At 66.9% G+C, this 20244-nt stretch carries 23 protein-coding genes; 14 read left to right on the top strand and 9 right to left on the bottom strand.

Going from position 1 to position 20244, the window contains the following annotated elements; translation table 11 throughout:
• Positions 1-14: 14 nt before the first annotated feature.
• Both AP428_RS25230 and AP428_RS25225 read left to right on the top strand, forming a co-directional pair.
• The gene (locus tag AP428_RS25230) at positions 15-842 is read left to right on the top strand and encodes a hypothetical protein (protein WP_011545763.1); all 828 of its coding nucleotides are present in this window, start codon (positions 15-17) and stop codon (positions 840-842) included.
• A gap of 130 nt (positions 843-972) precedes the next feature.
• A complete protein-coding gene (locus AP428_RS25225; RefSeq protein ID WP_011548425.1) occupies positions 973-1986 on the top strand; it encodes a hypothetical protein in 1014 nt (337 codons plus the stop codon).
• 196 nt (positions 1987-2182) lie between these two features.
• On the opposite strand, the gene AP428_RS25220 is transcribed toward AP428_RS25225, so the two are convergent.
• A complete protein-coding gene (locus AP428_RS25220; protein ID WP_011548424.1) occupies positions 2183-3199 on the bottom strand; it encodes a 1-aminocyclopropane-1-carboxylate deaminase in 1017 nt (338 codons plus the stop codon).
• A 195-nt stretch (positions 3200-3394) separates the two neighbouring features.
• Here AP428_RS25220 and AP428_RS25215 point away from each other — a divergent pair, with 195 nt between their 5' ends.
• Together AP428_RS25215 and poxB are read left to right on the top strand one after the other, a co-directional pair.
• Positions 3395-3895 (top strand): Lrp/AsnC family transcriptional regulator, encoded by a 501-nt coding sequence (locus AP428_RS25215; protein WP_011548423.1) that lies wholly within the window; start codon positions 3395-3397, stop codon positions 3893-3895.
• A 293-nt stretch (positions 3896-4188) separates the two neighbouring features.
• Entirely contained in the window at positions 4189-5910 is a 1722-nt protein-coding gene (poxB, locus tag AP428_RS25210) for a ubiquinone-dependent pyruvate dehydrogenase (RefSeq protein WP_011548422.1), read from the top strand.
• A 40-nt stretch (positions 5911-5950) separates the two neighbouring features.
• Here the strand turns inward: poxB and AP428_RS36870 are convergent, their stop codons facing one another.
• Positions 5951-6205, bottom strand: coding sequence for a hypothetical protein (locus tag AP428_RS36870; protein WP_011548421.1), 255 nt, complete (start codon positions 6203-6205; stop codon positions 5951-5953).
• A gap of 173 nt (positions 6206-6378) precedes the next feature.
• Here AP428_RS36870 and AP428_RS25205 point away from each other — a divergent pair, with 173 nt between their 5' ends.
• Positions 6379-6969, top strand: a complete 591-nt coding sequence (locus AP428_RS25205) for a class I SAM-dependent methyltransferase (RefSeq protein WP_011548420.1) — start codon at positions 6379-6381, stop codon at positions 6967-6969.
• Between the two features lie 240 nt (positions 6970-7209).
• Here AP428_RS25205 and AP428_RS25200 read toward each other — a convergent pair whose 3' ends face one another.
• Both AP428_RS25200 and blaOXA read right to left on the bottom strand, forming a co-directional pair.
• Entirely contained in the window at positions 7210-8349 is a 1140-nt protein-coding gene (locus AP428_RS25200) for an acyltransferase (protein ID WP_011548419.1), read from the bottom strand.
• A complete protein-coding gene (blaOXA, locus tag AP428_RS25195; protein WP_011548418.1) occupies positions 8346-9158 on the bottom strand; it encodes an OXA-1043 family class D beta-lactamase in 813 nt (270 codons plus the stop codon). The genes AP428_RS25200 and blaOXA overlap by 4 nt, the downstream gene beginning before the upstream one ends.
• 324 nt (positions 9159-9482) lie before the next feature.
• Between blaOXA and AP428_RS25190 the strand changes: the two genes are divergently transcribed.
• Positions 9483-9833 (top strand): hypothetical protein, encoded by a 351-nt coding sequence (locus AP428_RS25190; protein WP_011548417.1) that lies wholly within the window; start codon positions 9483-9485, stop codon positions 9831-9833.
• Between the two features lie 128 nt (positions 9834-9961).
• On the top strand, positions 9962-10528 hold the full coding sequence (locus AP428_RS25185; RefSeq protein WP_011548416.1) for a hypothetical protein: 567 nt from the start codon (positions 9962-9964) through the stop codon (positions 10526-10528).
• A gap of 27 nt (positions 10529-10555) precedes the next feature.
• Here the strand turns inward: AP428_RS25185 and AP428_RS25180 are convergent, their stop codons facing one another.
• Complete coding sequence (locus AP428_RS25180; RefSeq protein ID WP_006485479.1) at positions 10556-11431, bottom strand: LysR family transcriptional regulator; 876 nt, start codon at positions 11429-11431, stop codon at positions 10556-10558.
• A 162-nt stretch (positions 11432-11593) separates the two neighbouring features.
• On the opposite strand from AP428_RS25180, the gene AP428_RS25175 reads away from it, so the two are divergent.
• Positions 11594-12913 (top strand): DUF3422 family protein, encoded by a 1320-nt coding sequence (locus AP428_RS25175; RefSeq protein WP_011548415.1) that lies wholly within the window; start codon positions 11594-11596, stop codon positions 12911-12913.
• Between the two features lie 34 nt (positions 12914-12947).
• Positions 12948-13151: a hypothetical protein gene (locus AP428_RS25170; protein ID WP_011548414.1), complete on the top strand. Its 204-nt coding sequence runs from the start codon at positions 12948-12950 to the stop codon at positions 13149-13151.
• Positions 13152-13211: 60 nt separating this feature from the next.
• Here the strand turns inward: AP428_RS25170 and AP428_RS25165 are convergent, their stop codons facing one another.
• Both AP428_RS25165 and cynR read right to left on the bottom strand, forming a co-directional pair.
• Positions 13212-13514, bottom strand: a complete 303-nt coding sequence (locus AP428_RS25165; protein ID WP_012338832.1) for a DUF3304 domain-containing protein — start codon at positions 13512-13514, stop codon at positions 13212-13214.
• Between the two features lie 197 nt (positions 13515-13711).
• Positions 13712-14608: a transcriptional regulator CynR gene (gene cynR / locus AP428_RS25160; protein WP_011548412.1), complete on the bottom strand. Its 897-nt coding sequence runs from the start codon at positions 14606-14608 to the stop codon at positions 13712-13714.
• Between the two features lie 119 nt (positions 14609-14727).
• Between cynR and AP428_RS25155 the strand changes: the two genes are divergently transcribed.
• From AP428_RS25155 to AP428_RS25140, 4 genes are all read left to right on the top strand, one after another.
• A complete protein-coding gene (locus AP428_RS25155; protein ID WP_011548411.1) occupies positions 14728-15780 on the top strand; it encodes an RNA-guided endonuclease TnpB family protein in 1053 nt (350 codons plus the stop codon).
• A 93-nt stretch (positions 15781-15873) separates the two neighbouring features.
• On the top strand, positions 15874-16533 hold the full coding sequence (locus AP428_RS25150; protein WP_011548410.1) for a carbonic anhydrase: 660 nt from the start codon (positions 15874-15876) through the stop codon (positions 16531-16533).
• A 30-nt stretch (positions 16534-16563) separates the two neighbouring features.
• Positions 16564-17034, top strand: a complete 471-nt coding sequence (gene cynS, locus AP428_RS25145; protein ID WP_011548409.1) for a cyanase — start codon at positions 16564-16566, stop codon at positions 17032-17034.
• Positions 17035-17183: 149 nt separating this feature from the next.
• Positions 17184-17618, top strand: a complete 435-nt coding sequence (locus tag AP428_RS25140; protein WP_011548408.1) for a GNAT family N-acetyltransferase — start codon at positions 17184-17186, stop codon at positions 17616-17618.
• A 61-nt stretch (positions 17619-17679) separates the two neighbouring features.
• On the opposite strand, the gene AP428_RS25135 is transcribed toward AP428_RS25140, so the two are convergent.
• On the bottom strand, positions 17680-18576 hold the full coding sequence (locus tag AP428_RS25135; protein ID WP_006479871.1) for a LysR family transcriptional regulator: 897 nt from the start codon (positions 18574-18576) through the stop codon (positions 17680-17682).
• Between the two features lie 138 nt (positions 18577-18714).
• On the opposite strand from AP428_RS25135, the gene tam reads away from it, so the two are divergent.
• Complete coding sequence (gene tam, locus AP428_RS25130) at positions 18715-19500, top strand: trans-aconitate 2-methyltransferase (RefSeq protein ID WP_012338830.1); 786 nt, start codon at positions 18715-18717, stop codon at positions 19498-19500.
• A gap of 41 nt (positions 19501-19541) precedes the next feature.
• On the opposite strand, the gene AP428_RS25125 is transcribed toward tam, so the two are convergent.
• Positions 19542-20132, bottom strand: coding sequence for a GNAT family N-acetyltransferase (locus AP428_RS25125; RefSeq protein WP_012338829.1), 591 nt, complete (start codon positions 20130-20132; stop codon positions 19542-19544).
• Between the last annotated feature and the right edge of the window lie 112 nt (positions 20133-20244).

The raw sequence follows: 20244 nt of genomic DNA, 5'->3' as shown, positions 1-20244 counted from the left end.
CGATCGACAACGACATGAAGACCAACCTTTCCCAACGTCTCACTCAAGGTGCGCTGGTGGCAGCGCTTGGCGCGTCCGTCGCGGGCTGCGGCGGCGTGGTGACGCCCGGCGGCCAGAACGCGGGCGTGACGGGCGCGGCGGCAGGCGGCGCGAGCGCCGGCGCCGATTCGCAACTGCAGCGCTGCACGTCGCCGCTCGGCACGATCGCCGTCGACGACGGCCGCAACGCCGACTGGTGGGGCCAGTTCGGCAGCGCCACCAAGGTGACGAGCATTGATCCGCTGCTGCGGCTGGCCGTGCAGCAGTCGAACTGTTTCGTGATCACGTCGATCGGCAACCAGAAGAGCGACGCGCGCCTGTCGCGCATCACGCAGCTGCAGCGCAACTCGGGCGAATACCGCGCGGGCTCGAAGCAGCAGAAGGGCCAGCGTGTCGCGGCCGACTACTACATGGAGCCGCAGATCGTGATCAACGATTCGCCGATCGGCGGGATCGGCAGCATGATCGGCGGGCTGATCGGCAACAGCGCGGTGGCGGCGGTGGCGGGCCACCTGCAGACGAAGGCGTCGGTGGTGACGCTGACGCTGTTCGACGTGCGCTCGGCGGTGCAGATCGCGGCGTCGGAAGGCAGCTCGACGGCGACGAACTACGGCGCGGCGCTGGGCGGCTTCGGCGGCGGCGTGGGCGGCGCGCTGGCGGGCTTCTCGTCGACGCCGGAAGGCAAGGCGACGGTCGTGGCGTTCATCGACGCGTACAACAAGATGGTCGTCGCGCTGCGCAGCTACAAGGCGCAGGACGTGAAGGGCGGGCTGGGCCGCGGTGGCCAGCTGCAGGTGAACTGACGTTGCCGGGCCGGCGGGATGCCGCCGGCCGATTCCTGATTTCTGATTCTTGATTCGTGATGGCCGGTGCGTGCGGCGTGATTCGCGCGTACGGGCTGCGTTCGTCCTGTTCGTTCAGAAGGTGACCCCGATGAAAGCCGTTGCACTGATCGCATTGACCTGCCTCGCGCTGACCGCTTGCGGCGGCGGTGACGACAATTCCTCGCCCGCGGCGTCCGGCGGATCGGGCACGAGCAACAACGGCGGAAGCGGCGGCACCGGTTCGGGCGGCACGGGTTCCGGCGGCAACGGCGGTTCGGGTGGCTCGGGCGGCAGCACGCTGACGTGGCGCTACGAGGCGCAGCCTGTCGCGGCCGATCGCGCGAGTTTCCTGACGCTGGTCAACAACGAAGGCGCGAAGGGCTATCGCTATCTGGGCGACTACTTCTACACCGCGGGCAACGGCGGAACGCAGTCGATCTTCGTGAACGACGGCACCGCGCAGACCTACACGTACCAGTTGCAGACGGCGCCGGCGGACATGACGTCCTTCGTCAACGCGGCCAACGCGCAAGGGGCGAGCGGCTACCGCTACGAAGGGCCGCTCACGTACGGCGATCTCTATCGCAAGGATGGCGGTTCGTCCGCCACCTACACGTACACGACGACCGGCCTGCCGGCCGATGCCAACGCGTTCCTCACGCAGGCGAACGGCCAGGGCCAGTCGGGCTACTGGTTCCTCGGCCCGCTGATGGTGGGCGCCGTGCAGGCGAACGTGTACATGAAGAACAACGCGTCGAACGCGACCTATACGTACGACGCGCTGGCGCCGACGTCGACGGTCAGCGACTTCGTCGCACAGGCCAACAGCGAAGGGGCGAAGGGTTATCGCGCGAAGGGCGGGATGGCATTCGGCACCGCGATCTCGTGGATCTACGTGAAGGACCAGACGCAGTCGCCGACCTTCTCGTACGAGTCGGCCGCGATCCAGTCGACCGGCGCGAGCTTCGTGCAGCAGGCGAATACGTTCGGCGCGCAGGGCGCCGCCTATCTGAGCGATATCGCGCTCGGCACCCCCGCGCCGGTGACGGCGTCGTTCTATTTCACGCCGAAGAACTGCACGGGCTTCCTGTGCACGACGCTAAATCCGCTCACGCAGAACTAAGCGGGCGCGTTGCCCGCTGCTGCATTGCGCGAGTCGTTGCAACTAGCACGATCCGAGCACGTTGAATCGAGTGCCTCAGGTGCGCCGCATCCGTGGACGCATCTTTTGCCGCCGGTTTGCCGGCGGCATTTCAATTTATACGTGTGTCGGTTTGGGTACCGGGGCCGTTGAGTGCGAACTGTCTCGAAAAGCGACGTCACCCGTTGCGAAAAATCCCGTTATACGCACTCAACGCCGGCGCCCCGCCGAGATGCGCATACAGCACCTTCGACCCCGGCTCGAATTCCCCGAGCCGCACCTTGTCGATCATCCCGTGCATCGATTTCCCTTCATAAACGGGATCGGTCAGCATGCCTTCCAGCCGTGCGCACAGCCGAATCGCTTCCAGCGTGCCGTCGCTCGGCAGACCATATTCGGGTCCGCCGTAACGCGTGTCGAGCACGACGTCCTGTTCGACGATATCGCGGCCCAGCTCGACCAGCTCGGCCGTATGCCGCGCGATGCGCGTGATCTGTTCGCGTGTCTGTTCCGGCTTCGCCGATGCGTCGATGCCGATCACGCGGTCCGCGCGTCCGTCGGCCGCGAAGCCCACGACCATTCCCGCCTGCGTGCTGCCCGTCACCGAGCAGACGACGACGTAGTCGAACTTGAAGCCGAGCTGCGCTTCCTGCGCCCGCACTTCTTCCGCGAAGCCGACGAACCCGAGCCCGCCGAGCGGATGCTCGGAGCAGCCGGCCGGAATCGGATACGGCTTGCCCCCCGCCTGTCGCACGCTCTCCATCGCTTCTTCCCAACTGCGGCGAATGCCGATGTCGAAACCGTCGGAGACGAGCCGCACGTCGGCGCCCATCATCCGCGACAACTGGATGTTGCCGACCCGGTCGTACACCGGATCTTCATAGTTGACCCAGTGCTCCTGCACGAGCACGCATTTCATTCCGAGATGCGCGGCGACGGCCGCGACCTGGCGGGTCTGGTTCGACTGCACGCCGCCGATCGACACGAGCGTGTCGGCGCCCTGCGCGAGCGCGTCGGGAACGAGATATTCGAGCTTGCGCGTCTTGTTGCCGCCGAATGCGAGGCCGCTGTTGCAGTCCTCGCGCTTCGCATACAGGTCGACCTTGCCGCCGAGATGCGCGCTCAGGCGCTTGAGCGGCTGGATGGGCGTCGGGCCGAACGTCAGCGGATAACGGGGGAAGCGTTGCAGATTCATCGGCGGGGCTCCGGAAGGGGAACAAGGCGGGAAATCGGATCGTTCGGGCGCGGCCGGCAGGCCGTGCGCCGATGACGAAAATGATAGGCAGAAGCGCGGGAAATGAGCTTGCGAAATGAATTGCGTCGACCTACTTTATCGACGCTGTGAATTAAAAATAAACAATTACGATTCGCTGAAAAGGAGATTGGCGCAATGAAATTAGACCGCGGCAGCGCATCACCCGCCGACGCCGCACCGGCGCTCGACCGCATCGACCGCGCGATCCTGCGGCAACTGCAGCAGGACGCCTCGATCTCGAACGTGAACCTCGCGGCGAAAGTGAAGCTGAGCGCGCCGGCATGCCTGCGGCGCGTCGAGCGGCTGAAGGAAATGGGGCTGATTCGCGGCATCGTCGCGCTGCTCGACCCGAAGCCGCTCGGTGCCGGGATGCTGGTCGTGATCGGCTTCGTGCTCGATCGCTCGACGCCGGAAACGTTCGCCGCGTTCGAGAAGGCCGCGCAGAAAGTGTCAGGGTGTGTCGAATGCCATGTCGTGACCGGCGAATTCGACTATTTCATGCTCGTTCGTACGCGCGACAACGACAGCTTCAATCGGCTGCATGCCGAACAGCTGCTGTACCTGCCCGGGGTACGGCAGGTGCGCTCGTTCATGGTGCTCAAGGAGATCCTGTCGACGCATGCGCTGCCGGTATAGCGCATGACGTCCGCGCGTGGCCGGGTGGACGCTTTCGGACGAAGCGGCGTCCGGTCGAGCTCGTGTCGGCCCGCGTGCACGGATTGCCCAGGCGGCAGCGACGCTCTTCCGATCGCGCGGAAAGAGCGGGCTGACCGCGCGAACGGGCCCGGCCGCGCTGTCGCGCATGCCATGCCGCTTGCACCGTCACGACGCCGCCCGGCGCGATCGCGTATGCTCGTCCCGTCATCTCGGCGAAGGCCGCAGGCGCCGCCGCCGGATCAATCGACGACCGATCAACGAGCGAGGGCATCATGGCAAGACAGACGATGGCGGAATACCTGGCGAAGACGCTGGCGGCAGCGGGCGTCGAGCGCATCTGGGGCGTGACGGGCGACAGCCTGAACGGCCTGTCGTTCAGCCTGAGCCAGCTCGGCTCGATCCGCTGGATGCACACGCGGCACGAGGAAAGCGCGGCGTTCGCGGCCGGCGCCGACGCCGCGTCGACCGGGCGGCTCGCGGTGTGCGCGGGCAGTTGCGGGCCCGGCAACCTGCACCTGATCAACGGGCTGTACGACTGCCACCGCAATCACCAGCCGGTGCTCGCGATCGCCGCGCACATTCCGTCGACCGAGATCGGTCTCGGCTATTTCCAGGAAACCCATCCGCAGGAGCTGTTCCGCGAATGCAGTCACTTCGCCGAGCTCGTGACGAACGCGTCGCAGTTTCCGCGCGTGCTGGCGCGGGCGATGCGCACCGCGATCGAGGAGCGCGGCGTGGCGGTGATCGTGCTGCCGGGCGACATCGCGCTCGGCGACGGCCCGGACGAGGCGCCGGCGTGGAGCGAATCGGCGCCGCCGTCGATCCTGCCGGCCGATGCCGATCTCGACCGGCTCGCGGCGCTGCTCAACGGGTCGGATGCGGTCACGCTGCTGTGCGGCAGCGGCACGCAGGGCGCGCACGACGAGGTGGTCGCGCTGGCCGACACGCTCGGCGCGCCGGTCGTGCATGCGCTGCGCGGCAAGCAGTTCGTCGAATGGGACAACCCGTTCGACGTCGGGATGACGGGGCTGATCGGTTTCAGTTCCGGCTATCACGCGATGGAGTCGTGCGACACGCTGCTGATGCTCGGTACGGATTTCCCGTACCGGCCGTTCTATCCGGCCAACGCGAAGATCGCGCAGATCGACTGGAAGGGCTCGCAGCTCGGCCATCGCGCGCCGCTCGCGCTCGGGCTCGTCGGCACGGTGAAGGAAACGATCGCGGCGCTGCTGCCGCGGCTGACGCGCAAGACGCAGCGGCGGTTCCTCGAGAACGCGCTGAAGCACTACGCGGCCGCGCGCAAGGGGCTCGACGATCTCGCGGTGGCCGAGCCGCCGGGCCGCGCGATCCATCCTCAGTATCTGACGAAGATCGTCGACGAAGTCGCGGCGGAGGATGCGATCTTCACGGCCGACGTCGGCACGCCGACGCTGTGGGCCGCGCGCTACCTGACGATGAACGGCAAGCGGCAATTGCACGGGTCGTTCAATCACGGGTCGATGGCGAACGCGATGCCGCAGGCGCTCGGCGCACAGGGCGCGCATCCGGGGCGGCAGGTCGTGTCGCTGTCGGGCGACGGCGGGCTGTCGATGCTGCTCGGCGATCTGCTGACCGCGCGCCAGCTCAAGCTGCCGATCAAGGTCGTCGTGTACAACAACAGCCTGCTCGGCTTCGTGTCGATGGAGCTGAAGGCGGCCGGCTATCTCGACACGAACGTCGATCTGAGCCCGACCGACTTCGCGGCGATCGCGAAGGGCGCCGGTATCTTCAGCGTGCGCGTCGAGCATTCGGAGAACGTCGAGCACGCGTTGCGCACGGCGTTCGAGCATGACGGGCCGGCGGTGGTGGACGTCGTCACGTCGAAGTACGAGCTCGCGATGCCGCCGAAGATCGAGCTCGCGCATGCGAAGGGCTTCAGCCTGTTCATGCTGCGCGCTATCCTCAGCGGGCGCGGTGACGAAATCGTGGAACTCGCGAGAACCAACTTGCGGTGACGGTAGGCGCGCGCGTCGTGCGGTGAGCATGGCGCGCGGTTCACAACTCGGCTGTGCTGCCCGCTCGCGCACGGCTTCGGCGAGCAGCGGCAGCAGAGACGCCGCGCGCTGAAATACTGACCCTATTTCGACCGTCGTAGCGCTGACGGCCGACGATCTCGCCGCGATCGAGATGGCGCCCCAGCAGATCCGGATCGTCGCCGAGCGTTATCCCGCCCACTTCAGCAGAGCGTCGATCGCCAACCGCAAATCGACGGGTGATCGGGCACGAATTGGTCAGGCGAATCAGGGTCAATCTTCACGTCGCCTTAAGTTTGCGTTTCCTAGAATCGATTGACCGTCGCGCGCCCCGCGGCGGACCGATTCGCCGAGGAGGATGCACATGAACCTTGCCCGTGTCGCCGTAGCCCCGTTCCGTGCCGTCATCGGCACACCGCCGCCAACCGCGCAAGCGCCGGAGGCCTGCCTATGATGTGGCCGAACGCGTGGCGTGTCTCGGCACTGTTCGTGCGCGAGTGGGTCGGCCGGCCGGCCGCGGTGGGCGCGTTGTGCCCGAGTTCGCGGCATCTGGCGCGCGAAATGGCCGACGCGGTGCCGGATGGCGACGGGCTGGTCGTCGAGCTCGGCGGCGGCACCGGCGCGATCACCGCGGCGCTGCTCGAGCGCGGTGTCGCGCCGCGGCGCCTCGTGGTGGTCGAACGCTCGCCGGCGTTCGTGCAGCATCTGCGGCGGCGCTTTCCCGGGATCTCGATCGTGTCGGGCGACGCGCGGCGGCTCGAACGGCTGTTGCCGCCGGGCGCCACGGTCGATGCGATCGTGTCGTGCCTGCCGCTGCGCACGCTGCCGCGCGAGGACGTGGCGGCGATCGTCGGTCAATGTCAGAGGGTGCTGTCGGCCGACGGCGTGATGATCCAGTTCACGTACGATTTGCGCCCTCCCGGTCGCCATCCGCTCGGCGATTCGGCATTCGTTGCCAGCGGCAGCCGGATCGTCTGGGCAAATATTCCGCCTGCGCGCATCGTGACCGTACGCTGCGCTGCCGCCGAATACGCCGGCTGACCCGCCGCGCGCGGGGCGCCCGGACGTGGCGCCCCGTCGCATCCTTTCAGCGGCCCTGCCGATCCTTCCAGTTTCCCTTCATCTTGCCGTCACATCCGGTTCCTACCATCGCCTTTCATTTCGAAAGCATCCGTGGTGAGCAGCACAGGCTACTTGATGTCCTCGGCTCCCCGAAGGCAGGGATTCCGACGCGGATGTTGACGTTGACGCCGGCTTTTGTTCGCCGCCGCACGCGGAAAACTAGACGCGCGCGCTGTCGGTCATCCGCGCCGCTGGCCGCGATGCGATGCGCTTGATGAAGCGGTCGAGCGGCGTCGCGTAGCCGCGCGCGATGACCGCACTCAATGCTGCCGACAGCGCCAGGTACGCGACGAGCAGCGCGAGCTTGCCGTCGCCCTGCGTGGACGACGGCGGCCAGAACGTGCGCAGCGCGCCGAGCACGATCAGATGGAATAGATACAGCTCGTAGCTGAGTCGGCCGCTCCAGCGCAGCGGCGCGAGCAGGCGACCGTGACCGGGGGCGTGTTCGGCGTGTGCGCCGATCAGCAGCACGGCTGTGCCGAGCGCCATCGCCGAGACGCCGAACACATGGCTTTGCGCGATCGGCCACGCGAGATAGAGCGCGGTCATCAGTGCTGCGACCAGCCATTGCACGGGCGCCGCCGCGAGCATCTGCCAGCGCGCGCGTTCGGCGAGCAGCGCGGTGCAGCAGCCGATCGCGATACCGTCGAAGCAGGCGAAGTACGCGTACAGGAAGCCGCCTTCGTCGCCCGGATGCGTGTAGCGGTACACGGGACCGATCGCCGCAATCAGCAGCCAGAACGCGAACAGCCGCGTGTCGCGGCGCAACGCGATGCACAGCAGCGGGAACGACAGGTAGAACACCTCTTCGACCGACAGCGACCACAGCACGCCGAGCGCGTAGTTGACCCATCCGTACGCGCCGATCAGCACGTTCATCCAGAACGTGAGCGATGCCAGATTCACGAGCCAGTACGACACGGCGATGCCCTGCGGCGCATGGTTCGTGAAGATCGGCACACCGGCCGCCGCGAGGCCGTTGACGAGCGCGAGCAGCAGAAGCAGGCACGGGACGATCCGTGCAATGCGCGACACGTAGAACGCACGCACGTCGAGCGCGCTGAGGCTGCCCCAGCGGCGGCGCGCGTTCGACGTGATCAGGTAGCCCGAGATCGCGAAGAACATCGTCACGCCGTAGTTGCCGTTGCGCACGATCGCATGGATCGTGTCCCAGCCGAGCACGCGGGCGAGCGCGGTGTCGCGCAGCGGATATGCGATGTTGAAGTGATGCAGCAGGACGAGCAGGATCGAGACGCCGCGCAGCAGGTCGATGCGGGCGTTGCGGGGAGCGGCGCTCATTGCGGCGGGGCCGCGGCGGCGAGCGTCGGCAGCGCCGCGAGGAACGTGTCGCGCGAGCGCAGGCCGGCATTGGGCGTTTGCCGCTCGTCGTCCTGGATCAGGTTCGCGAACACCAGCGTGCGCGATCCCTTCGTCGCCCAGCCGACGAACCAGCCGTACGCGTGTGCCGCGTCGTACTGGATGCCCGGCGAGCCGGTGCCGGTCTTGCCGTGCACCGTCCAGCCGCCCCGTTGCGCGTCGAGCAGCGTGATGCGCGCAGTCATGTCATACGCGTGCGCGCTGACGGGCAGCGTCCGCTGCACGATCTTGCGCATGAACGCGACCTGTTCGAGCGGCGAGATCCGTAGCGACGAATTGACCCACGCGCCCATCATGCCGGGGAGTTCGCCCGCTTTGCTGGTGACGTCCGCGTTGCCGTAGTCGAACGCGCTCGTGTACTGCTGGAAGCGTGCCTGCCCGAGCGCCTGCGTGACCTGCTCCGAATACCAGAAGACCGACAGCCTCATCCAGCGCGCCGGATCGGTCGGTTCGCGCCACGGCGCGCCGCCCCAGTCGGGGTAGCCGGCGTGGAACTCGAGCGTGGGCGTGTGTTCGTCCTTCAGCACGCCGGCGTCGAAGCCCATCAGGCCGATGGCGACCTTGAACGTCGATGCCGGCGTTACGCGGGTCGAGCAGTCGCCCTGCTGCACGAGCAGCTTGCCGGTGGCGGCGTCGGCGACGACGGTGCAGACGGGGTGCGCGTGAGAGGACGCGGCGGCCAGGAGGCCGGCGAAGGCGAACAGCGCGTAATGCCAGTGCTTCAAGTGCAATTCCTTGGAAAGCGTGCGGAAGATGCGCGGGGCGGACGGAAAGCGGGAAGCCGTGCGCAAGCGAAGCGGCGGCCGGCATCGGTGAGGGCGATCGCGGCCGTCGGGATGGCTCACAGTGTATCGACGGATCGCCGGCTGTCGACCTGTCATGGTTGACGGGGGCGCTGGCGACGGCCGAGCGGCCGTATTACATTGTCCATACGAGCCGGGGCCCGACCGGCATGCCGTTTTTTGCACGGCCGCCCCGTTTTTTTGCACGGCGTTTATACCGCCTCTTCTAAGCTGGGGACGTGTCGAACAGCCGAGACGGCTTGCGTCCGCGCCATGACCTTTATTCGTCCCTTTCCCGCGTTCGATGTCGCCGGCCGGCGGTTGCGTGCCGGCGCACCCGGCAACGTCACGCCGTTCCCGGCGCCGCGCCCGCGCCTGCAATTGCCTGTCACACTGACGGCCGACTCCGCCGCGGCGGCGCACGCCCGGCTTGCCGCGCTGCTGCATTCCCCGCTCGGTGTGTATGTCGTCAGCGCGCGCGCCGTGCGCAACGTGATCCACGTGCATTTCGACATCGCCCCGGAGGATCTGGATTTCACGCTGCACACGCTGATCGCGCAGCAAGTCGACGCGGTGATCGGGCCGATCGCGCGCCAATTGTGCGTTCCGGCTGGCGTGCGCTGAGCCGGGAACGGCGATTGCTTGGCTAATCCGCCGCCGATTCGCCGGCCGCCGTGCTGTCCGCCGGCCGCCGATGGTGGACGTTTGTGCGCTGCGTCGAACGCGGCGCTACCCCTGAACAGGGAGGGCCTATGTACCTTACGGAAGAAGTGCGTATTGCGCGCCCGGCTGCCCGTCGCGCGCATACCGCGGCGTTGCCGTCGGGCAGGCAGCTTGCCCGGCAGTTGATGGTGACGGTTCGCACGGCGGACGTGCTGCTGCGCCAGGCGATTCGCGTGCCCGATCGCCATCAGTGGCTGGTCGACGCCGAACGCGTCGATGCGGCCGGCGGGCCGCTCACCGCGTGGGATTCTCACGTGACGTTCCGCATCGTCAAGGCATTCGCACCGGCGTTCGATGCGGATACGTGTGCGGCCGACCCCGATCAAGCGGCGGTCGAGATCCGCCTGTTTCTTCCCGAACAGGCTTATGTCGCCGAGCGGCGCATCGGCATCTTCGGCCGGCGGCATGGCCAGCGGTTCAGCGCGACGCTGTCGGTCACGGCCGGTTCGCAGTGGGGCGGCCGGCGCAACGAGCACGTTCCGCCGGCAGGGCGTCACGTGCACGGCGACACGCTGGAAGCGCTCGTCGACACGGTGGCCGGTATCGTCAACGCGGCGTTGCGCGTGGCCGGGCATGGCACGACCGGCCACGGGTGACGCGGCGGCGCGCGGCCGCCGGCGGGCTCACGCGTCGCCGGTCTGCCCGGTCTGCCGTTGCAGGTCTTCCATCAATTGTTCCGCCAGGAAGTCGCACGGCGGCCGTTTCGACTTGGTGCTGCGCGCGAGGATCAGCTCGAGCGGCGGCAGGTCGGGCAGCCCGTGCGAGCGGCCGAGCATCGACAGTTGCGCGGGAATCGCGCAGCGGGCAAGCGGCGCGACCGCAAGGCCGGCCTCGACCATGCTGAGCAGCCCGAGCAGGCTCGGGCTTTCATACGACGTGCGGTACGGCACTTTCGCGCGTTCGAGGCTGCGGATCGCGTTCTCGCGCGCGACGCTGCCCGGCATGAACACCGCGATCGGCAGCGGCCGTTCCTCCCAGACACGCGGCCCGTTCGTCATCGCGGCCCACGCCATCGGCTCGTGGCGGATGAAGTCGCCCGACAGCCCCTTGATGCGCGTCCCGCACACGAGATCGACGGTGCCCTCCTTGATCAGCGGCGCGAGCGCGCTGCTCGGCAGCCCCATCACCTGGATCTCGACCTTCGGGTAGGTCGCGGAGAATTTCTTCAGCACCGACGGCAGCAGCGACGACGCATAGTCGTCCGGCACGCCGATCACGACCTTGCCGGTCACCTCCGGCCGCACCACGGCTGCCCATGCTTCGTCACGCAGCGCCAGCATTCGTCTGGCGAATCCCAGCAGTACCTCGCCTTCGCGCGTCAGCACGATGCTGCGCGGCTTGCGCACGAACAGCGGCCGGCCGATCGCGTCCTCCAGGCTCTTGATCTGCATGCTCACGGCCGACTGCGAGCGGTTCACGGCCTCGGCCGCGCGGGTCATGTTGCCGGTTTCCGCGACGGCGACGACGGTGGCCAGCACGTCGTGATCGAGCATCTTCATGGGTATCAGGAAAACTGAACGTAACGATCAGCATTATGCGTTTTTATTGTTGCTGTGTGTCTGCCATAGTGCGATCACGCTGGCGTTTCGCCCGAGGGTGGCGCGGCGGTCGGGCCGCGCCAATCCGGCGTGCGGGACTGAACAGGAAAGCGTGGTGAATCGATGATGGACCATCCGTTGCGCGCCGCACTGGCCGCGGAATTGCATGCCCGGCCGTTCCTGCGGCTCGCCGAAGCCGTGTCGCTCACGCACTACGCGATCTATGCGGACGGCCAGCCCGACATCCACGAAACGCTGCTGCACGCGCTGTGCCGCGATACCGGCATCGACGCGCCGCACGAAGGCGCGACGCACTACGCGGTGCAGTCGCCGTGCGGTTGGCACCTGAAGTGGGAGCGCCACACCGAATTCTCGACCTTCACGTTCGTCGCGCCGCGTCGCGACACCGGTTATTTCGACGATCTCGCGATCGACGGCATTCCGGCCGCGTGGTTCGCGCGGCTGGCCGGCATCCGCTTCGTCGCGGTGCGGATGGAGCTGCTGTCCGGCGACGCCGCGCGGCGCGTATGCGGCGACCTGCGGCGCTGGATCGACGGGCCCGCGCTCGTCGGCAGCCGCGTGCTCGGCGGCGGCAAGGTGTTCTGCGACTGGCACGTGCGCGACGACGGCTTCATGCGCTTTCTCGTGGTCGACGAGGATTTCCGCGAGGAGCAGGGCGGCCGCCTGTTGCAGCGTCTGTATGAAATCGAAACGTACCGGATGATGGCGCTGCTGGCACTCCCCGTCGCGCGCCGGATGAGCCGCGAGCTCGACGAGATCCATGCGGCGCTGCACGCGCTGATGCAGCGGATGGATGCGAGCGGCGCAGACGGCGACGATGCGGCGTTGCTCGTCAAGCTCACGCATCTCGCGGTGCGGGTCGAATCGTTGTCGGGATCGGGGGCGCGCTTCAGCGCGTCGCGCGCGTACGAAAAGCTCGTGCTGGCGCGCATCCACGAGCTGCGCGAGGAGCGTATCGAAGGGATGCCGACGATCGCCGAATTCATGGAGCGGCGCTTCGCGCCGGCGATGGAAACCTGCTGTAGCGTATGGGCGCGCCACGAACAGATCGCCGCGCGGATCGCACGGGCGGTCGACCTGCTGCGCACTCGCGTGAATCTCGCGCAGGAAAAGGACGTGACGCGGCTGCTGGCCGGCATGGAGCGCACCGCGCGCAACCAGCTGCATTTGCAGCACGCGGTCGAAGGGCTGTCGGTGGCCGCCATTTCGTACTACGTGCTGTCGCTCGCGACGGCGGCGTTCAAGGCGCTGCACGTGATGAACCTGCCGGTCGATCCCGAGCTGGCGGAAGGGCTGCTGATCGCGCCGGTCGTGTTCGCGGTGATCCACATCACGCGGCGTACGCGCGCGCAGCTTGCGCGGGCCGAGGCAGTGCATGACAGTGCGCCCGTGCATGCGGCGGCGTTGAAGCAGGCCAGCTAGAACATCAACGACCTATCAAGGCAAAGGAGTGGAGATGACTTTTTCGCAGAAGCAAGCGGGGTTTTATAGCGGTTTCGATGTTGCGTTCGACGAGCCGGTCGTGGGCGAAAGCGGCGCACCGGAAGACGCGCGCGTGACGTCGTATCAGGCCGTGCTGCAGGAACCGATGACGTCGCTCGTCGGCAGCACCATCGATCGGCCGGACGTCGCGGCGGTGGCGATCCTCGGGTACAACTGACGCGGCGTCGCGCGACTATTCCGCGCGGCTACGCAGCATCCACGAGCGGCCCTTCTCCGATCAACCGCCATCGCGCATGCGTGGCATCGTCGGGTACGCCGCCCATCGGGCGTCGATCTTGCGGCCGGGCAGGAAACGAAACTCGATATAGCCGTCTCGCCGGTTCGGCAAAGCCGGCACGGCGACCTCGGTTTCGACGATTTCAGGTGCCTGGTTCCTGGCGTCTTCTTCAGCCGTCAGGTCGTAAGTGACCCTGACGTGCCAGGTCTGCTTGCCGCGGGGCACGCTCATGCAGCACACCGTGCCACCCCCGCCGCCGAACTGGCGTGCGTGCACGCTGCCGGCGCCGAAGCCGTCGACCACGAAGCTGTAGACGCCACGTGAACCCCACGACGCGATACGGGCCGTTGGCGCGCGTCTGTGCGTGGACCCACCAGGCTGCGCCTGCCAGCAGCGCGGCGATGGCAAGCGGGTTGAGCGTCATGCGGCGTAGCAGGTTCGACATGTCGATGTTTCCATGAGTCGGTTCGCCGGCGACGATCCGTTGCCGGCAGCTGAGGTCAGCGCGCGGGCCTGACCGGCCCCGCCCCCCGCGCCAGCGCCAGCTCGACGAACGCCCGCGCCGCAGCACTCCGATACCCACCCTTGCGCTGCAGCAGCACGGCCGTGCGCCTCAGCCCCGCCGGATCGAGCGCAACCGCGACGAGATCGTCGTGCTCGACCGCGATCGTCGCCGGCAGCAGCGTCGCGAGGTTCGTGCGGCGCACGATCTCAATCACCGCACCGAGCGAATTCGCTTCCATCAGCACGCGCGGCTGCAGGTCGTGCTCTCGGAAATAGCGGTCGATCTGCATGCGCGTCGCGAATTCCGCGGTGAGCAGCACGAGCGGCGCGTCGTGCAGCGCGCGCAGGCCGGCCTTGCGTTGGCTGCCGAGCGCGTGTCCGCGGTTCACGACGAGCGCGAGCGTCTCGACCAGCAGCGCCTGCGCGTCGATATCAGCCGTCTGCACCTCGTCGAATGCTATGCCGACATCGAGCTCGTCGTCGACGAGCAGTGCCTCGATACGCTCCTGCGACATCTCGCGAACCGACAGCGATACGTCCGGATAGCGGCGGTGAAACGCCTCGACGAGCGGCCCGACGAGATAGCTCGTGAAGGTCGGCGTGACCGCGACGCGCAGCGAGCCGCGGCTCATATCCTGCACGTCGTGAATCGCCCGACGGCCTTCCGCGAGATCATGCAGCGCCTGCCGCGCATAGCGGAAATACACGTCGCCGGCATCGGTCAGCCGCGTGACGCGGCCGGTGCGGTCGAACAGTTGCGCGCCGAGCGTGTCCTCGAGTTGGCGGATCTGCTGCGACAGCGCGGGCTGCGACACGTGCAGCGCGGCGGCCGCGCGCGTGAAGCTGCGGTGTTCGGCGACGGCCAGGAAATAGTGGATGTGACGCAGCAGCATGGCGATTCCTATAAGTCGTGCTTATCCGGTCGATTTTCTCCGAGAGACCCGCCATTGATGGCGGGAAGGAAGGGCGTGCTGTTGACAGGCAGCTTCTTCCACGGGTTAGGATTACCGGCATGATCCTTGTCTACCGCTACCGGGTGAAATCGCTCAACGGACTGCTTAACAAGCAGGGCCGCGCGGTGAACTACGTCTGGAACTTCTGCAACGACACGCAGAAGCACGCGCTCAAGTGGGGCAAGAAGTGGCCTACAGGATTCGACCTGAACGTGCTGACGACCGGCAGCAGCAAGGAACTCGGTATTCACTCCGGCACGGTTAACGCGACGTGCGAGCAATATGCGAAGTCGCGCAGCCAGCGTCGACGCCCTTATCTGCGCTATCGCGGCAGGAAATCGCTCGGTTGGGTGCCGCTGAAGGGCCGAGACCTGAAGCGCGAAGGCGAAGCGTTTCGCTTTGCCGGCAACACCTTCCGCGTGTTCAACAGTCGACCGCTTCCCGAAGGCAAGATCAAGGACAGGAGCAACTTCGCGCAGGACGCGCGTGGTAATTGGTTTCTCAATATCGTGATCGAGATGCCCGATGTGCAGGCCCGCCCGATTCGTTCCGGTGTCGGCATCGATCTCGGCTTGAAAGACTTCGCCACACTTTCGACCGGCGAGAAGTTGCCCAATGACCGGTTCGGCCGACGAGCGGCGGAAAAGCTGGCGAAAGCGCAGCGAGCGCGAAAGCACAAGCGGCATATCGCGAAGCTGCACGCGAAGATCGCCAATGCCCGCGCCGACTTCCAGCACAAGCTCGCGCTCGATCTGGTGCGGCGGTTCGATTACATCGCGGTCGGCAACGTGTCGGCCGCAAAACTCGCCAGAACCAGGATGGCGAAGAGCGTCTACGACGCATCCTGGTCGTCCTTCCGAAACAAGCTCCGCTACAAAGCGATCGCGCACGGGGCCACGTTCGAGGAGGTGGACGAAAGTGGTTCTACCCAGTCCTGTTCGGCGTGCGGATCGCAAGACAGCACGACGCGGCCGAAAGGTATCGCGGGGCTGCGAGTAAGAGAGTGGGCCTGCAGTAGATGTGGTGTCGTGCATGATCGAGATATCAACGCTGCGCTGAACATTCTCCGATGCGGACGTGCATCGCCAGGTGTGGGAATCCTCTGCCTTTAGGCGTAGGAGGACGTCAAAAATCAGTCTTTTACGTTATCGGAAGTCGGGCGTAACCTGCCCTTCATCGATTCCACCCGCACCGGAGAACACGCGATGACGGACATCATCGAGGGCTTCCTGAAGTTCCAGCGCGACGCCTATCCGGCGCGCGACGCGCTGTTCCGTGATCTCGCACGTAGCCAGAATCCGCGGGCGCTGTTCATCTCGTGCTCGGATAGCCGGCTCGTGCCGGAGCTCGTCACCCAGCGCGAGCCGGGCGACCTGTTCGTGGTCCGCAACGCGGGCAACATCGTGCCGTCGTACGGCCCGGAGCCGGGCGGCGTGTCGGCGTCGGTCGAATATGCGGTCGCCGCGCTGCGCGTGACCGACGTCGTGATCTGCGGGCATTCCGATTGCGGCGCGATGACCGCGATTGCGACCTGCCAGTGCATGGACCACATGCCGGCCGTCGGCCACTGGCTGCGCTATGCCGATTCGGCACGGGTCGTGAACGAGGCGCGCATGCATCGCAGCGAGCGCGAACGGATCGACTCGATGGTGCGCGAGAACGTCGTCGCGCAACTGGCCAACCTGAAGACGCATCCCGCCGTGCGGCTCGCGCTCGAGGAAGGGCGTCTCGCGCTGCACGGCTGGGTCTACGACATCGAATCGGGCTGCATCGACGCCTACGACGGCGCGAGCGGCCGGTTCGTTCCCCTTGCGGACCATCCCGGCGTCCGTGCAACCCCCGCGACATTCCCCGTCGCGGCCTGAATCGCTCCCACTCCACTACGAGGCATTACCATGATCCAGTCCCAGCACAGTCAGACGGCGCGCCACGCGCTGGCGGAAACCGTCGTCCTCGCGAAGGCGCGCAAGAACCTGTCGTTCGCGCAGCTCACCGAAGGCACGGGCCTGAGCGAAGCGTTCGTCACGGCCGCGCTGCTCGGGCAACATGCGCTGCCGGCCGACGCGGCGCGCGTCGTCGCCGACAAGCTCGGCCTCGACGACGACGCGGTGCTGCTGCTGCAAATGATCCCGCTGCGCGGCAGCATCGACGATCGCGTGCCGACCGACCCGACCATCTATCGCTTCTACGAAATGCTGCAGGTGTACGGCACGACGCTGAAGGCGCTCGTGCACGAGAAGTTCGGCGACGGCATCATCAGCGCGATCAATTTCCGGCTCGACGTGAAGAAGGTCGACGATCCGGAAGGCGGTTCGCGTGCGGTGATCACGCTCGACGGCAAGTACCTGCCGACCAAGCCGTTCTGACGCCGGCGGCGCGTCGTGGCGTCACGGCGTCGCGCGATATCGAGCGATCATCGCGCGTCGTCACGGCGCATGACGACGCGCTATAGTCGTGTCATACCCGCCGCGGGCGCCGCCCGCCCGGCGGTCTATTCACGCACGCGTTCGCTTCGATGACAGCCCATCCCGACGTCACCCTTCAACTGACCGACACCGAGCAACCGGCCGCCCGAGACTTCATCAGCCGCAAGCTCGGCGAATTCAACCATGCGATGACGGGGCGCGCCGATACGGCCGCGCTCGACGTCTACGTGACCGATCCCGCGACCGGCGACGTACTGGGCGGCCTCGCCGGCCGCACGTCGCTCGGCGTGTTCTTCATCGATCTGTTCTATCTGCCCGAATCGCTGCGCGGCGACGGCTTCGGCAGCCGGCTGCTGCGCGAGGCCGAAGCGGAAGCGAAGCGGCGCGGTTGTGCGCGTGCGGTGCTGTACACGATCTCGTTCCAGGCGCCGGACTTCTACCGGAAGCACGGTTACGAGACATTCGGCGAAGTGCCGTGCGAGCCGGCAGGCGCCGCGCGCGTATTTATGGTCAAGGTGCTTTGAGCGGCAACGGGCGGTTTCCTGACATCTCGTGACAAGCTGGTAGCGCCGGAAGGCTCATGGATCACCGCCCGGGCGTCGCCCGCTCGACGATCATGTCGCACAGCGCCCGCGCGGCGGGCGACAGTTGCGCGTTCCTCCGCATGACGAGCACGAGCGTGCGCGACACCGACGGCTCGACGAGCTCGATCGTGCGGATCATCGGATACGCATTCTTCTGGATCGCGAGCTTCGGCACGACGGCCGCGCCGAGCCCTTCCGCGACGAGCCCGAGCGCGGTCGAACTGCGCTGCACCTCGTAGAACGAATGCAGCGATACGCCGCTCGTCTTCAACGCGCCATCGAGCAGCCCGCGATTGCCGCTCACTTCGCCGGCGAAGATCAGCGGATGCGGCTGCAGCGCCGCCCAGCGGATGCGCCGCCGCTTCGCGAGCGGGTGATCGTCGCGGCACACGAGTACGTAAGGGTCGTGCGTGAGCGGCACGCTGACCAGTTCCGGGTGCTGGTCGCCAGCGATGCTGATGCCGAATTCCGCCTCGCGGCGCAGCACGGCCTGCAACACCGACGCCGACGCGTGATCGAGAATCTTCACGCGATCATGCGGCCGGTGCGTGGAGAACGCGCGCAGGATGCGCGGCAGGTACTGCACGCCGACCGTCGGCACGCACGCGATCGTGACGTCGCCGCGCTGGCTCAGGCCCGTCTCGCGGATTTCGGTCAGCGCATCGGACAGTTCGTTCAGCAGCCGGCGCGCCTGCGGCAGGAAACGCCGGCCGATCTCGGTCAGCGTGGTACGGCGCGTCGTGCGCTCGACCAGCGCGACGCCGAGATACGCTTCGAGCTTGCGCAGCCGCTGCGTGATCGCCGTCTGCGTGACGTGCAGCGTATCGGCTGCCTGCCTGAAGCTGCCGCCGTCGGCGATCGCGACGAAAGCCTGGACACCGAGCGTATCGATCTTCATCAGAATTTTGAATCAATCACGATATTAAATTCATTTTACTGAAGGTCGGCGGCAGTCGCAGAATGCGCTGAATCGACGGCCCGTTGCATCCGGTGCCCGGATGCGCGGCGGCTGCTCATGCCGACCAGGAGAACTATCATGACGACCCCGCTCGATCAATACGCGAACCAGTACGTGCAGTTCGAGGACGAACGCACGCGCCCGGTGCGCGATCTGCTGGCCGCCGTGCCGAACACGCCGATCCATACCGCGATCGATATCGGCTGCGGGCCGGGCAATTCGACGGAAGCGCTGATCGCGCGCGCGCCGGACGCGACGATCCACGGGATCGATGCGTCGGCGGACATGATCGAGGCCGCGCGCAAGCGCCTGCCGGCGTTGCGTTTCGACCTTGCCGATGTCACCACCTGGGACGATCCGGGAGGCTATGACCTGATCCTGTCGAATGCGGTGCTGCAATGGGTGCCTGCGCACGACACGCTGTTCCCGAGGCTCGTCGGCCGGCTCGCGCGAGGCGGCCATCTCGCGGTGCAGATGCCCGACAATCTCGACGAACCCGCGCACCGGCTGATGCGCGAAGTCGCCGCAGGCGGGCCGTGGGCCGACAAGCTGAAAGGCGCGGCGCGCACCGAGCGATTCGATGCGCGCTATTACCATGCGCTGCTGGCGCCGCTGGGTTCGCGTGTGGACGTGTGGCGCACGACCTATTACCACCCGCTGCGCGGCGGCGCGGACGCGGTCGTCGAATGGTTCAAGGGCAGCGCACTGCGGCCGTTCCTCGCGGCGCTCGACGCGTCCGAACAGCGCGCGTTTCTCGCGCGCTATCGCGACGCGCTGGCCGGCCCGAACGGTTATCCGGTGCAGGACGACGGTACGGTGCTGTTGCCGTTTCCGCGCCTGTTCATCGTGGCGACGCGCAAGTAACGGGGCAATCACACTGCATTGACGTGACGATCAGCCGTGCATCAACGCATCGGCTGCACCGATGCCGGGTCGACCGTGCGGCTTCGCGCGGTCTGCCCGTCGCGCAGATCCTTGTACCAGAACAGCGCGACTTCTCCGGCGTTCTCGCCATCGGCGTACAGGAAGCGGTCGTGACCGCCGAGCACGAAGCCCGCACGCGCATACGTCGAGCAGGCCGCGACGTTGTTCGCCTGCGTTTCGAGCCGCATGAAGCCGAACCCGTGGCTGCGCGCCCACGCTTCCGCGGCTGCCAGCAGGAATTTCCCGATACCCTGGCGCCGGCAGTGGCGGTCGACGGCCAGTTCCGCGATCTCGGCCATGCCGTTCCAGCTTTCCTCGATCGCGACGAATCCCGCGAGCCGTTCGCCGGCCGTCGCGCGAAACAGCGCCGTGCGGCCCGATGCGTCGCGTGCCCAGCCGGCAGGATCGAAGCCGTAGTCCTTGCGCCGCGCCGGTAGCGCGCGAAGATCGAGCAAGTCCTGATACGGCGCATTCAATTCCCACGCGATGTCGAACGAGAAATCGCGTCCGTCCAGTTCGTCGGCGGCAAGCGCGAGCGCCGGTTCGATGCTGATGTGTTCGGCTCGGTCCATAGGTCGGTGTCCTGTCTTCGGCGCGATGGCGCGATGATGTGATGGTATCCGTGATGCGATCGTCGGTGCGATGAATGCGCGCCGCATCGCGTCCTCGTCGTTGCTTCGTTCG

It is taken from the genome of Burkholderia sp. E168m22 (assembly GCF_001319805.1).
Classification (GTDB): domain Bacteria; phylum Pseudomonadota; class Gammaproteobacteria; order Burkholderiales; family Burkholderiaceae; genus Burkholderia; species Burkholderia orbicola.
This window is presented reverse-complemented; position numbering and strand designations above follow the sequence as displayed.